Here is a 15,204-nt window from a genome sequence, read left to right as displayed (position 1 = left end):
GGTCGTGACCACGCCTCTACCTCGGCTCACCGGGGCTCTACCTCGGGGGGCGTCAGCCGCAGGGGTGGGCGTCGTAGGCGACGTCGTAGGGCGTGGTGACCGGGGTGCCGTCGAGCACGGCCGTGCCGGTGACCGTCACGGTGCCGGCCGGGACCGACGTCGCCCTCGTCGCGAACGACTGGTAGGCGTTGGCGCCCGGGGTGACGCCCGCGAACGTCCTCGTGCCGTACGGGGTCGTGAGGGTGACGTCGGCGGGCACGTCGCCCGCGTTCGTCGCCCGTACCGCGACGTAGACCTTGCCCGCGAGGCACCGCGGGGTGGCCTCGACGGTCAGCTCGACCCGGGGCGCGGGGGCGACGTCGACCGGGTCCACGCTCTCGAGCGTCGGCACGACCTTCTGGATGAGGCCGTCCTCGCCGAACGTGAGGCGGTCGATCGTCGTCTCGCGGTGGGTCCCGTCGCCGCCGGGGATGGCGAACCGGTGGTAGGCGATGTACCAGTCGTCCGTGCCCTCGACGTTGAGGATCGAGCTGTGCCCGGTCCCGAGGATGCCCTGCGAGGCGTCCTTCTCGAGGATCACGCCGCGGTACGTCCACGGGCCGTCGATGCTGTCCGACGTCGCGTAGCCGACGCGGTAGCTCTCCGAGCCCGTGTCGTCGATCGAGTACGTGAGGTGGTAGACGCCGTCCCGGTAGTTGAGGAACAGGCCCTCGCGGAAGTCGGTCAGGCCGGGGATGCGCCGCAGCGTGTCCTGCTTGATCGACGTCATGTCGTCGCCCAGCTCCGCCATGACCGGGCCGTTCGACGGCCCGCCGTTGCCCCACAGCAGCCAGTGCTTCCCGGTCTCCGGGTCGCGGAACGCGGCCGGGTCGATGGCCTGGCCGGACGTGACCGCCTCGCCGTTCGTGATCATCGCCGTCGGCTGCGCGGTGAACGGCCCCTCGGGGCTGTCGGCCACCGCGACGCCGATCGTCTTGCGGTCGTACGTCGGGTTGTGGCCGGAGAAGTAGAACCAGTACTTCCCGTCCCGCTCGATGATGGTGGGCGCCCACGCGTTGCCGGTCGCCCACGGGACGTTCCCGTTCGCACCGTCGAGCGTGAGGAACGGCTGCTCCGAGCGCTCCCAGGTCACGAGGTCGGTGGACTTCCAGACGTAGAAGTCCTTGCCGCCCCAGCCCGGGGTGCCGTCGGTCGTGGCGTAGAGGTAGAACGTGTCGCCGAACTGCGCGATGTTCGGGTCGGCGTACGTCCCCGGGAGCACGGGGCTGCCCATCTGCTTCGCATGGACCGTCCACGTGCGCGACGACCCGTCCGGCCCGCTCACCGTGTACTCCACGGGCTGCGTGAGGTCCTGCACCGAGCCGTTCCCGGGCGTGACGGTCGCACGCGGCGAGACCGTGAGGACCGGCGCGAGCGCGGAGACGTCCGTGCCCGGCTCGACGGCGAGCGTCACGGTCGAGCTCGCCCCGTCGACGATCGCGGGGACCTTGAGCGCGTCGAGCTCGGCGCCCGTGACGGCCGTGTGGTCCGCCCCGACCTGGTAGACCTCGTCCGCCGTGAGCGCGCGGTCGTAGATCCGGAAGTCGCGCACCGAGCCCTTGAGGTACCGGTCGCCCGAGTACAGCGAGCGGCCGATGTAGTTGGCGAGCGTCGACCCGTTCCCGATGTCCTTTGGGTCGATGGTGACGCCGGTCTGGCGACCCACCTCGACGCCGTCCTCGTAGAGCACGGCCGTCGTGCCGGACAGCGCGTACGTGAGGTGCTTCCACACCCCGCGCTGGAGGTTCGCGTTCTTGGTGACGGTCTGCTCGGTGGTCCAGTTCCCCGTCGCGATCGACGTGCGGTACGCGTTGCCCGTGGTGAACAGGTACCCGTTGCCCGCCGTGCCGCTCGTGTTGCCGAGGCCGTAGACGAAGTACGGCGTCGCCTGGTCCGTCGCGACCTTGACGTCGAGCGCGACCGTGACGTCGGTGAGCCCGGCGAGCAGGTGGTCGGGCAGGTCGACGTAGTCGTCCGTCCCGTCGAGCCGGACGCCCTCACCGGTACCGGAGAAGGCCGCGCCGTTGGTCAGCGTCGCCGGGCCGAACGACGACCCGGGCGCGGTGTTCGCCGCCGCCGTGCCGCTCGTCTCGTCGAACGCGTACCGCACGACGAGCCCCGGCACGTCGGCCGTCACCTCGACCGCCACGTACGCGGTGCGCGACCCGTCGGCCGTGGTCGCCGTGACGAGCGCGTGGCCCTCGCCGACACCGGTGACGACGCCGTCGGCCGAGACCGTGGCGACGTCCGCGTCGCCCGACGCCCACGTGATCGCGCGCGCCGTCGCGTTCGCGGGCGTGACGGTCGCCGTGAGCTGCCGCGTGCCGCCGACGCCCACCTCGAGGGACTCGGGGGTGACGCTCAGGCCCTCGACGGGGACGACGTCGTCGGTCACGGTGACGACCGCGCGGGCGCGGACGCTCACCCCGCCGCCGAGCGTGCCCAGCACCTCGAACGAGCCCGCCTGCGCGTACGACGCCGGGTCGACCGCGTCCCACGTGACGTCCGCCGAGCCCGTGGAGCCGTCGGCGAAGCGTGCGGTGACGGTCGCGGGCAGCACCGGCGCGGAGCCGGTCTGGACGGTCACGGCGACGTCGTCGACGGACTCGACGAACGCGTCGGGCTGGTACGTCCGCAGCAGGCGGTCGTACTCGGCCTGCGTCACGGGGAGCACCGTGCCGTGGCGCGGGCGCGACGGCATCTCGTAGTCGGTGGACATGGTCCACTCGGCCGCGTCGAGCGAGGTCGACTCGAACGGCACGTAGCCGCGGCCGCCGAACTCGTCGATGAAGAGGTACCACTTCTCCTCGGTGTTCGACTTGAAGATCGTCGGGCCCTCGCCCTGGTTGATCCCGCCGCCCAGCGAGTTCGCCTTGCCGATGCAGTCGGTGATGAAGTCGTAGTCCGTCGAGCGCAGCTCGGCCGCCTTCTCCGCGAGGATGAACTTGGAGCACGGCGTGGACGACGTGTTGTTCCGCTCGTCCTTGGTGAACCGGTAGTACTGGCCGTCGTGCTGCGTCACGGTCGAGTCGATGACCGAGTAGCCCGGGTCGACCCACACCTGCGCCTCGCTGAACGTCACGAAGTCGCGCGTCGTGGCGTACATCATCCGGTTGTAGGTGTTGCCGGTGTGGCCCGGGTCGTCCTCCGCGTAGAGCTTCGAGGCCCAGAACACGACGTACGCGCCGATCGTCTCGTCGTAGTACGCCTCCGGCGCCCACGTGTTGCCCGCGGTGTCGGGCGAGACCTGCACGAGACGCTGGTCGGTCCAGTTCACGAGGTCCGTGGACTCCCAGACCATGATCGACTTCGAGCCCGTGCGCTGGGACGCGTCCCAGTTCCCGTTGCCGTAGATCTTGAGGTCGGTGGCGATCTGGTAGAACTTGTCGCCCTCGGGCGAGCGGATGATGAACGGGTCCCGCAGGCCCTTCTCCCCCAGCTCCGACGTGAGGACGGGCTGGTTGTCGTTGAGGTTCTGGTACCTCAGCGGGTCGTTGCCCTGGCTGAGCCCGAAGTAGACCTGCTCGCCCGTGGCGGTGCCCTCGCCCACGAAGTAGGAGAACAGGTAGCCCGCGAGGTCCTCCTGCTCGGGCAGCGGCGGCACGTGCGCCGCGAGCTCGCGCGTGGCGGTGGCCGCGCCGACCGCCACCGTCGCGGTGAGCGTCACGGTCTCGGCGTCCTCGCCGTGCGCCGGGCGCGTCACCTCGCCCGTCGGGGCGATCGTGTCCGACGACGACTCCCACGTCACGCTCGCGCCGTGCAGCCCCGTGGTGGGCAGCGTGAGGTTGCCGCGCACGTCGTCGAGGTTCGTCACCTCGAGCGCGGCGGCCGCGGCGTCGGCCTTCGCCTGGTCGCCGTCGCCCGGCAGGACCGTGACGTCGAACGTGCGGGTCGCGGTCGCGCCGCGGAGCGTCACCGTGGCGGTGAGCGTCGCGGTCGCGGACTCGTCGCCCGCGGGGCGCGTCACCGCGCCGCTCGCCGAGACGACGCCCGCGTCGGAGCTCGACCACGCGACGGCGGAGCCGCCGACGCCCTTCGCCGGGAGCGCGAGGTCCGTGGCGACGGCGCTCGTGTCGCCCAGGTCGAGCGCGGCGGCGTCGGCCGCGACGGCGTCCTGCGCGGCGTCCGACGCGAGGTCGGCGACCTCCTGCGCGGTGAGCGCGCGGTCGTAGAGCCGGAAGTCCTTCATGCGCCCCTTGAAGAGGTTGTCGGCGGCGTAGGCCGACTTCCCGAGCGCGTTCGCGGTCGTGGTGCCGCCGCCGATCGCGCCGGGCGTGATCGTCACCGCGGTGTTCTGCCCGACCTGGGTGCCGTCCTCGTACAGCCGCGCCGTGCCGCCCGCGAGCGTGTAGGTGACGGTCTTCCACACGCCGCGCTGGAGGGCGCCGGCGGGGGTCTTGGCCGTGTTCTGCTCGCGGCCCCACGCGAGGTCGGAGATCGTCGCGCGGTAGTTCGCGTTGCCCGTCGAGAACAGGTAGCCGTTCCCGGACTGCGGGGTCCCGACCGCCGGGTTGCCCAGGGTGTAGAAGAAGTAGTTGCCGCTCAGCGACGTGTCGACCCACACGTCCGCGCTCACCGTCACGGCGTCGTAGCCGGCCAGGAGGTCGTCGGGCAGGTCCACGTGGTTCGCGCCGCCGAACGTGAGCCCCTGTCCTGCGCGCCACCCGCCGCCCGAGCCGACGAGCGCGGCGTCGAGGCCGTGACCCGACGCGTCGTGCGCGACGGCGCCCTCGGTCTCGTCGAGCGGGAGCCAGAGCCGCAGACCGTCCGTGGTCGGCTCGGCCGCGGCGGGGACCGGTGCGGGCGCCGCGGGCATCGGGCCGGCGGCCGCCGCGCCCACGGGCGCGAGCGGGGCGACGAGCGCGAGGCCGAGCAGCGCCGCGAGCGAGCGGCGTCGGCGTCGGGCGCGGGGCTCCGCGGGCGTCGGGGGTGGTTCGTGGCGTGAGGTCATCGGTGACTCCTCGTCGTCGTGCCCGGCGTCGGCGCCGGTCGCGGGTCCGCCGTCGGACGCGCGTGTGAACGCTAACATGTGAACGCAAACATGCCTAGGGACCCCGGGACCGACAACGATGTCGAAAAGCGCGTGAGGACTCCCGGGCGCACCCGGACGCCGACGCCGACGGCGGCCCGCACCCCGGGTGGGGTGCGGGCCGCCGTCGGGCAGTGCTGGTCGTCCGGTGTCAGCCGCAGGACAGGTCGCCGTAGGCGGCCTCGTGCGCCGTCTCGACCGTGGCGCCGTCGAGCACCGCGGTGCCCGTGGCGGTCGCGACCCCGGCCGCGAGCGACGCGGACCGCGTGGCGAACGACTGGTACGCGTTCGCCCCCGGTGCCACGTCACGCACGACCCGCGTGCCGAACGGGGTGACGAGCTCGACGTCGGCCGCGACGTCGGCGAGGTTGGTCGCGCGCACCGCCACGTAGGCCTTGCCTGCGAGGCAGCGTGCGGAGGCGGTCACGTCGAGCTCGACGGCCGGGCCCGCGGCGTCGGCCGCGAACTCCCACGTGTCCACCTCGACGAGGTCGACGCCCGCGGGGCCGGCGAACGTGAAGTACACGTCGTGGACGCCGCTCACGCCCTCGAGGGCGGCGGTCACGTCCGCCCACTCGCCCACGGGGGTGTCGAGGCCGAGCGTGCCGACGACGGCACCCTCGCGGTCGTCGAGGCGCACCTCGACGGTGGCGCCCTCGACGAGCGGCTTGACGCGCGCCGTGACGCTCGCGGCACCGTCGCCGAAGTCGACCGACGACAGCGCCGACCAGTCGCCGGCGTCGACGTCGCGGACGACGAGGTTCGGCGCCTGGTCGCCGAACTGTGCCGAGCCGCCGTCGACCTTCGCGGTGGTGAGGCCCTGCTGCCACGCGAACGTCTCCGCCTCGAGCACCTGGAACGGGTCGAGGTCCTTGACCTGGTCCACGCCCGCGTAGTCGCCGACGACCTGCTGGACCGTGCCGTCCGCGTTGAACGTCAGCTCCTGGATGTGCGGGCTGCGGTAGCCCTGCGTGGTGCTGCCGTTGATGCGCTTGTTGAGCGTGGGCGCGTGGTACGTGAAGTAGTACTTGCCGTCCAGCTCGAACACCGACTGGTGGTTGTTGCCGCCCGTGCCCGCGCCGAAGAACTGCGACTGGTTCGGGAACATCACGCCGGCGTACGTCTCCTTGGGGAACGACATCGGGTCGTCGGAGATCATGTAGCCGATCTGCCCGCCGCCCGGGTACCCCGGGAGCGTGGCCTGGTTGCCGCCGAAGTCGTTGCCGCCGAAGTGCGACGAGTAGGACAGGTAGTACTTCCCGTCGCGCTCGAAGACCTGCGCCGCCTCGAACGCCACGGGCGCGTCCACGACGGCCGCCGTGCCCTGCGTGGAGACCATGTCGTCGCCGAGCTCGATGACGCGGATGTTCTTCGGGTTGTTGAAGCGCTCCGCCGCGGGCATCGACGTCGACGCCGGGCCGCCGCCGAAGTAGAGGTACGCGCCGTCGTCGGTCACGAGCGGCGCCGGGTCGAACTTCCAGGCCACGGCCTCGGCGCCCGGGGTGCGCCCGTCGATGAGCGTGCTGTCGCGCTCGCTCGTCCACGGCCCGAGCGGCGAGGCGCCCGTGATGACGTTCGACGACCCGCCGCCGTTGGCGTAGTAGAGGAAGTACTTGTCGACGCCGTCGACCGTCTTCTTCGCCATGCCCGGCGCCCACGAGTTGTTCGTGAAGGGCGCGACGCCCTGCGGCCCCGCGACCTGGATCTCGCCGTGGTCCGTCCAGTTCACGAGGTCCTCGGACGAGATGAGCGTGATCTGGTTGATGCTGCCGTAGTTGATCTGCGGCGAGACGCCCGTCACCGGGTCGGGCGCGTAGCCCTGGGTGTCGTTCGTCATGTACATGTACACGCGCCCGTCCTCGACGAACCCGAACCCGTCGGCCCCGAACTTGTGGGAGATGAGCGGGTTGTGCTCGCCGGGAAGCTTGCCGAGCACCTCGATCGTCTTCGACGGCGGTCCGGGCGGGGCCGCGCCGACGACGGAGACGTCGTCGAGCACGAAGTCCATGAGGTGCGTCGCCGGGTCGGCGGACGGGTTGCTCGTCCACGGCGTCTCGAAGAACAGCCGCGCGGTGCCGACGTTCTGGTCGGCCGGGATCGTGAACCGGCCGTCGAGCGTCGCCCACTGGCCCTTCGTCGCGGTGACGCTCACCAGGTTCGTGTACGACCCGCCGCCGTAGTGCATCGTGGCGAAGAACTGCTTCGTGGCCGGCGCCGCGGCGGCGTCGTACCGGATCTTCGCGGTGAGCTCGTACGTCTCGCCCGCGCGGACCTTGCCGCTGAGGTCCTGCATCGGACCGGAGCCGGTCGTCGCGCGCTCGGTGGTCAGGGCCGCGGCCTCGCCCGCGAACGCCTGGTCGGTGGTCGACAGCACGGCCTTGTCGGTCGCGTTGCCGTTGTTGACGAACCAGCCGGTCGTGCCGTCCTCGAAGCCGCCGTTGACGACCAGCTCCTCGTCCGCGGCGTACGACGGCAGCGCGGCGAGCGACGCGGAGAGCAGCGTCACGAGCGCGGCCCCGGCGACGGCGCCGCGCAGGCGACGTCGTCTGCGGTGGTGCGTGTCCATGGATCCTCCTCGATCGATGTGGGTGTCCTGCGCGTCCGCGCGCCTCGCGCGGACGGTCGTGCCCGACGGCGGTCCCCCGCCGTCGTCCTGCGTCCTCCTCCTCTCGCGCCGACCCGGCGCGGCCTGCGCGGCCCGCCGGGCCGGGCGCGGGTCAGCGGCCGAACGGCACGGTGCGGGTCGTCGTCGCGGCGTCGGTCGAGCGCGTGACGGTGACGGTGGCCTCGCCGGCCGGCGCCTGCGACCGTCTCGTCGGGAACGCCTGGTAGGCGCTCGCCCCCGGTCGGACGTCGGCGAACGTGCGGCTGCCGTACGGCGTGGTGACCACCACGTCCACCGGGACGTCCTCCTCGTTCACGACGCGCACGGCGACGTAGTCGGTGCCGGCGAGCGCGCGCAGGCCTGCCTCCGCCGCGAACGCGACGTCCGGGGACGTCGTCGGCTCCAGCGACGCGACGGCGAGCGCGAGCGCCCGCGCGGGGGCGTCGGCCTGGTTCTGCGTCGACGGCGCGGTCGTCGACCGCGCCCAGGCGAGGGCCTGCTCGACGGCGGCCCACGACTCGGCCGTGTGGTCCTCCGGGTCGAGCCCTTCCGCCTCGGCGACGACGGCGTCGAGCGCCGTCCGGTCGGCGCCGCCGTCGGCGTCGAGCACGTCGCTGAGGAGGAAGTGGTCGAAGTCGACGTGCCCGCCGGTCCGCTCCTTGGCGTAGGAGAAGAGGCCGAACCGGTAGCCCATGAAGTGGGACAGGCTCCAGTCCATGACGAGCGGCCCCTGGCGCGGCCCGAGCGGCTGCCACGTGCGCCCGTCGAGGCTGTAGGAGTACTGCACCCAGAGCTGGCCATTCGGCGAGGCGAAGTCCGCGTCCGCCTTGAGGTGCACGTCCGTGCGCTCCCCGAGCGGGACCTGCGACCCGGGGACGAACGACTCGACCGCCTCGCGGTCGATCGTGTCGGTGAACGGCTGGAGCCGCGTGACGAGGCCGAGCGTGCGCTCGCCGTCGACCTGCTGGACGCCCGCGTACGCGAAGCTGCGGCCGTAGACGGCCAGGCCGGCGACGTCGCCGTCGAGCATCCCCGACACGTCGACGCGGGTCTCCGCGGAGGCCGTCGGCCCGAAGGTGCGCTGGCCGAGCGTGTTGCGCGCCTCCTCGAGGTAGGTGAGGTCGCGCCCGGGCGCCTTGGTGTACTCCGCCTCGCCGGTCACGACGTGCCCGTTGGTCAGGCGCAGCCAGCCCTCGCGCTCGGTGAGGGACCAGTACCGGTTGTCCGGCGCGTGGTTCCACTGCCAGGCGAGGTCGAGGTCCGAGCCGTTGTACGACACCTCCTCGAGCGTGGGCGTCTCGACGGCCGGCGCGCGGCCGACCACGGAGACGTCGTCGAGCAGGTACTCGACGCTCGACGACGGCGGCTGCGGGTTGCCCCACGGCGTCTCGACCGCGAGCTTGAAGGTCCGGACGTCCGCGTCCTGCGGGACGGTGTAGGTGCCCCGCACGGTCGTCCACTCCCCCGGCGTGGCGTTCGCCCACGCGAGCGTGGTGACGCCCGCGCCCCAGTCCCCGACGAGGTTGAAGCGGACCTGCGCCGGCCCGGAGGCGTAGCGGACCCGGGCCGAGACCTCGTAGGTCACGCCCGCCTGGATCTTCCCGCCGAGCTGCTGGTTCGGCCCGGAGCCGTTGAGCGTCCGGCCCGCGACGCGCAGCGCGCCCGTGCCCGACGCCGCGCCGCTCGTCTCGCGCGACAGCGTCGCCCCGAACTGCGCGGCCCACGGCGCGGTCCCGGCGTCCTCGAACCCGGGGTTGGCGACGAGCTCGACGCCGAGCAGGGACTCGTCGTACGTGGGCGCGTCGGGGACCTCCCAGACGGTGTCGCTGAAGGCGCGGTGCTCGGCGTCGTTCGCGAAGTCGTCGGAGGCGACGATGCTCTTCAGCCGCTCCCGGCGCTCCGTCGCCGGGTCCAGCACGATCGGCTTGGCGAACGTGTCGCCGACGCGGACGACGCCGTCGTCGCCGAACGTGGGCCAGCCGTCCTCCCACGTCGCGGGGATGAGCGCGGGGATGCGGCCGAGAGGGTAGGTGTCGCGGAAGAACATGCCCCACCACTCGTAGCCGCCCGCGCCGTCGGGCACCTCGACCAGCCCACCCTGCGCGAAGCCGTCCGAGTTCAGCGCGCTGCGCGCCTCGTACGGGTTCGACCCGTCGGCGGTCTCGTAGCGGCCCAGCAGGTGCGGGGAGCGGAACAGCACCTCCTGCCGGTTCTGGCCGCTGGGCCACGTGATGATCGCGACGTAGTACTCGCCGTCGATGTAGTGCACCTGCGCGCCCTCGAACAGCCCGCCGACGAACGGCTCGCCCGCGTAGTCCGCGGCACGGAAGATGTTCGGGAAGTCCGCCTCGATCGCGGTGAGGTCGTCGTTCAGCCGGACGGCGCTCGTCGCGCCCGAGCCGTAGAAGATGTAGGGCGTCCCCCCGTCGGCCTCGTCGAAGAACAGCGACGGGTCGTGGAACCCCCGGCCGAGCGCGGTGCGCTCCCACGCGCCGTGCTCGACGTCGTCCGTGCGGAAGAGGTACGACCCCCCGAGGTCGTTGGTGTTGAACACCACGTAGAACGTGCCGTCGCGGTAGCGCAGCGAGGACGCCCACTGCCCGTTGCCGTAGCCGTTCTTCCCGTTGCGCAGCGACGACACGTCGCCGACGCCGAGCCGGTCGTAGACGTAGCCGACGATCTCCCAGCTCACGAGGTCGTACGACTTCATGATCGGGGCGCCGGGCGCGAGGTGCATCGTCGTGCTGATCATGTAGTACAGGTCGCGGCCCTCGTCGTTCTCGGCCGCGGGGACGCGCGTGACGCTGATGTCGGGGACGTCGCTGCGCAGGAGCGGGACGTCGTACGTCCCGTCGCCGCGGTCCGTCGTGGTCAGCCCGGTGAGGGCGGTCGCCGCCGGGGGCTCGTCGTCGGCCGTCGCGGTGGCGTGCGCCGCGGGCAGGCCGGCCCCGAGCGCCAGCACCCCCGCCACGATCGTCGCCGCGGCTCGTCGTCTCCGGTGCCTGCTCATGTCGTTCCTCCTCGTCGAGGTCTGCTGCTGTCGTGGGTTCATGCCGGGGATATCGATGTCGGTACCGATATCGACTGACGCCGCGTCGCCGCGCTGCGGCGTCCTCGCGGCCCGTCGGACCGACCGCGAGGACGCCGGTGCGGCGCGCGGGTCGCTCAGCCGCAGGTGCGCGGCTCGATGTCGACGTCGTGGGTCGTGGTGACCGGGGCGCCGTCGAGCACCGCCGTCGCGGTGACCGTCGCGGTGCCGGCGGGGACCGCCGTCGCGCGGGACGCGAACGACTGGTACGCGTTCGCGCCCGGGGCGACGCCCGTGGACGACCTCTCCCCGTACGGTGTCGCCAGGGTGACGTCCACCGGCGTGGCGCCCGTGTTCGTCGCCCGGACCGCCACGTAGGCCCTGCCGGCGAGGCAGCGCGACGAGACCTCGACGTCGAGCGGGACGACGGCCGTCGCCCCCGGCACGATCTCGACCCGGTAGGTCGTGGCGGTCTCGTGGTCCTGCGCGACGCCGACGACCTCCACGGTCCGAGCGCTCCCGTCCGCCGGGAGCGGCACGACGCGACCCTGCGTGTCGTCGATCAGCACGCCGTCGACGCGGACCAGGCCGCTCGGCACGTGCGGGTCGGCGTCGAGCACGACGCCCGTCGTGCCCGCGGGGACGGTGAGGGTGTAGTCCGTCACCGCCGGGTCGAACGCAGGGGCGAGCGACCCGGTGTCGAACGCGAGCGCCGCGAGCCCGGGCGTCGCGTCGTACGACGCCGCGCGGTCGACCCGGACGCCGAACACGCCTCCGGCCCAGCCGCCCGTCGCCTGGAAGCGGACGGTGACCACGGGGATGCGCTCGCCGTCCTCGTCGAGCACGTACTCCCCCGCGCTGTCGACCTTCCAGCGCGTGCCCTCGCCGATCTCGAGGTACTTCGCCGGGAGCTGCGTCGTGTCGACGTAGAACCCCTGCTCGTCCTTGGTCGGGGCGTTCGCGACCGTGGTGATCGTCTTCAGCTTCTCGTCGTTCACGTACACGTCGAACACGCGGCCCTGGTCGCCCGAGTAGAGCGTGACGCCCAGGTGGTTCGACGCCGAGGCCGGGTCGACCATGAGGTCGTAGCTGAACCAGCCCGTGCCGTTCGCGTGGCGGAACTGACGGCCGGAGAACGTCCCGACCGACGACCCGCTCTGCTGGAGGTTCTTCGCGTTCTCGAAGTTGTTGTCGTCGAAGCTCGTCAGGCTGTCGACGGTGCGGTCGGCGTCGCGCAGCTCCTGCTTGGCGCGCAGGATGCGATCCTGCGACGCGGCCGAGTCCGGCTCGTCGAGGTGGAGGTGGAGCCCGTACGTCACGTCCCAGTTGGTGTGGTGGGGCGTGAAGACGAGGTCGCCGCCGTCGGCGGTGTTCCGCAGCTCGAGCTGGACCCGACCCTCGGCGTCGTCCTCGACGCGGACGAGGTTCTCCGCGATCCGCTCCTTCCACTCGTCGGCGCCCATGTTCGCGGCCGTGATCGTCGTCTGGGCGTCGGCGTCGCGCGTGGACGAGCGGACGAGGATGCCCGTGCCCTGCCACGCCGGCTCGGGGACCTCGCCGAGGTTCGCGGAGAGGACGACGGGCCCGTACCGGAAGGCCACGAAGTACGGGTTGTCCGGGGTGTCGACGACGGACGCCGCCATCGGCATCGTGTACCGGACCACGTCGCCCGCGGCGACGGGCAGCACGACGTACCCGCGCGACACGTGCGGCTCGACGGCGGCGCCGTTCACCTCGACCGCGGGCTCGCCCGCGATCCACGACGGCACGCGCAGGCGCAGCGTCGCGTCCTCGGCGACCGCACCGCCGTCGAGCGCGTCGACGCGGAAGGTCACGGTGTCCTCGTTCGGCAGGTTCGCCTCCTGCGTGAGCCGCAGGTTCTGCTCCGCGTGCTCGACCGTCGAGGAGAAGAACATGTTGACCCACACCGAGCCCTGGCCGGTGAAGTAGATCGAGTCGCCGAGCTTGGAGAAACTCTCCATGCCCGTCCCGGTGCAGCACCAGAACTCGGTGAACGGCAGGTTGTAGACGCGGTGGTAGCCCGACGCCATGGGGTTGAAGTACGTCGTCGTCCCGGTCTCCGGGTTCTGCGACGCGAGGATCGTGTTGATGAACGCGTTCTCGTAGTAGTCCGCGTACCGCACGTCCTTGCTCAGGGTGAAGAGCTCGCGCGCGAGCTTGAGCATGTTGTACTCGTTGCACGTCTCGGCCGTCTCGGCGTTGCGCGCGGTGCCCTGCTCGTCCGCGCGCTCGTGCAGCGACCCGGGCGCGTGGAAGTGCTCCGCCTGGCTGTTCGCGCCGGTGACGTAGGTGTGGTCGCGCACCACGATGTCGAAGAAGTTCTCCGCCGCCGCGAGGTACATCGGCAGCTCGTCCTTCTCGGCGGGCGTGAGCAGGTCGTAGTAGGCGGGGTTCTGCGTGAACACCTGGTAGCGCTTGAGCGCGCCGAGCAGCTTGGGGATCTGCGTGTTGGCGTGCTTGCCCGGCAGCACGTCCTGGCCCGCGGCGAGCTGACGGAAGAACGTCACCTCGTCGAACGCCTCGGCCGCCTCCTTGATCCGGACGTCGCCCGTGAGGTCGAACAGCTCGTACAGCGCCTCGTTCATGCCGCCGTACTCGGTGCGGAGCATGACGTCGGTGCTCGGCAGCTTCGCCACGCGCCCCTGGACGTAGAGCCCGAAGTCGGTCGCGACGGCGAGCGCCTGGTCGCCGACCGGGCCGTCGACGTGCTCGGCGACGTCGAGCAGCCCGGCGAGCACCTTGTGCAGGTTGTACCAGGGCACGATGACGTTCTCGTCCGACGTCCCGGTGCCCTGCACCTGGTCGAGGATCGACTCGCGGAACGCGGAGACGTACCCGGCCGAGCCGGGGTGCGCGGCGGCGTACGCGTCCTGCACGCGCGCGAGCCCGCCCACGCCCTCCTCGATCTCGGTGAACAGCGCGTCCTTCGTCGCCTCGTCCTGCGTCGAGGACCACGACATCGCGAGCGCCGAGAGGTAGTGGCCGAACGCGTGGCCGCGGAAGTTCACGGCGTTGCTGCGCTCCCAGCCGCCGTACCCGGCGGCCGTGGTCGGGGTCAGCCCGCCGACCTTGTAGAACTCGTAGAGGAACGTCTCGGAGTCCAGGCTCAGCAGGTACTCGTGCTCCTTCGCGGCAGCGTTCTGGAGGAAGTCGTCGGAGAGCAGCACCGACGGCAGCGCGGTCTCCTCGAGCGGCGTCTCGTCGACGATCGCGGGCACGACGACCTCGAGGTCGCGCGTCACCGGCTCGCCGTCGAGGTAGCGCACCGTCGCGGTCAGCGTGACGTGCGCGTCGTCCTCCCCGATCGCGGGCCGGACCACGGTCCCGTCGGTCGCGACCACCTCGGGGTGCGACGACCGCCACGTCACGGTCGACCCGCGCGAGCCGGTCGCCGGGAGCACGAGCGCGACCGTCGCGCGCTCCGGCAGGGACAGCGCGTCGGCGTCGTCCTGCGCGATCGCGTCGCGGTCCACCGTGCGCCCGCTCTCCTCGTACAGCCCGACGACGTCGCCCAGGTCCGCCACCGCGTCGTACAGGCGGTAGTCGTCCAGCGCGGCCTTGAGGTAGGCGCCGTTGTACTGGGGCCCGTTGAACCCGATCGTCTTCGGCAGCGCCGGGTCGGAGCCCAGGACCCCCGTCGCGTCGCCGGCGACCGCGCTGGCCACCGTCGACGGGACCTGCTCGCCGTTGCGGTAGAACGCGACGGCCTTCGTCGCGTGGTCGTACGTGACGACGACGTGCGTCCACTCGTCCGCGGGGAAGAACGCCGCGCGGTCGGAGCTCGCGACCCGCACCTTGTACGGCTGGCCCGACGCCGGCCCCACCGACAGCGCGAGCGGCACCGTGTCCGACTCGGACGACAGGTACCAGCCGTCGGAGTTGTAGGCCCGCTTGTTCCACGTGATGACGTGCTCCCCGGACAGCTTCCCGCTGGGCTCCACCCAGAACGAGAGGGTCAGGTCCTCGGGCTGGAGCGCCGTCGACGACCCGAGGTCGAGGTACGTGCTGCCGCTCAGGCGCAGGGCCTGCCCCGCCCCGTCGACGCCGTCGACGTAGGAGAAGCCGGTCGGCGCGGAGCCCGTGTGGCCGCGCAGGGCCACGGGGTGCGCGAGGGGGCTCGCGTCGGCGACGTCGCCGTCGAACGCGAGGTCGAGGACGGGCGCGGGCAGGGCGTCGGCCGCGACGGCGGACGGTGCCCACGCGGTCACGGCGAGCGCGGCGGCGGCCGCCACGGCCGCCAGCCGGGCCACGCCGCCGGGTCGACAGCGGACGCCGTCGGTCGGTCGGGGGTGCATCGGTGCTCCTCTGGTCGGCGCGGGCGTCGTCGCCCGCGCGTCGAGACGTGCGGTGTCGTGCGGTGTCGTGCGGTGGCGGCCCGCGCGGGGAGCGCGGGCCGCGCCCTCGTGGCCCGCCGGACCGGCCACGAGGGAAGCGTGCTCTCGCGAGGTAGAGCCAGCGGTCGCGAGGTAGAGCCCGGGGGCT

4 protein-coding genes are annotated in these 15,204 nt (G+C 72.3%); all 4 read right to left on the bottom strand.

The genetic code is table 11. The features are described 5' to 3' along the window. Positions 1-52 precede the first annotated feature (52 nt). The 4 genes from HKK73_RS19060 to HKK73_RS04470 all read right to left on the bottom strand — a co-directional run bounded on the left by HKK73_RS19060 (position 53) and on the right by HKK73_RS04470 (position 14,972). Positions 53-4,990 (bottom strand): family 43 glycosylhydrolase, encoded by a 4,938-nt coding sequence (locus tag HKK73_RS19060; protein WP_171467528.1) that lies wholly within the window; start codon positions 4,988-4,990, stop codon positions 53-55. Positions 4,991-5,219: 229 nt separating this feature from the next. Continuing rightward, entirely contained in the window at positions 5,220-7,634 is a 2,415-nt protein-coding gene (locus HKK73_RS04480; protein WP_171467527.1) for a family 43 glycosylhydrolase, read from the bottom strand. 151 nt (positions 7,635-7,785) lie between these two features. Further along, complete coding sequence (locus tag HKK73_RS04475) at positions 7,786-10,683, bottom strand: family 43 glycosylhydrolase (RefSeq protein ID WP_171467526.1); 2,898 nt, start codon at positions 10,681-10,683, stop codon at positions 7,786-7,788. A gap of 155 nt (positions 10,684-10,838) precedes the next feature. Further along, positions 10,839-14,972 carry a beta-L-arabinofuranosidase domain-containing protein gene (locus HKK73_RS04470; RefSeq protein WP_171467525.1) on the bottom strand — a complete coding sequence of 1,378 codons (4,134 nt, stop codon included), beginning with the start codon at positions 14,970-14,972 and terminating at the stop codon, positions 10,839-10,841. Positions 14,973-15,204: the final 232 nt, after the last annotated feature.

Source organism: Cellulosimicrobium sp. 72-3 (assembly GCF_013127315.1).
GTDB classification, from domain to species: Bacteria; Actinomycetota; Actinomycetes; order Actinomycetales; family Cellulomonadaceae; genus Cellulosimicrobium; species Cellulosimicrobium funkei.
Note: the sequence above shows the minus strand (reverse complement) of the source record. Positions and strands in the feature narration are given on the sequence as shown.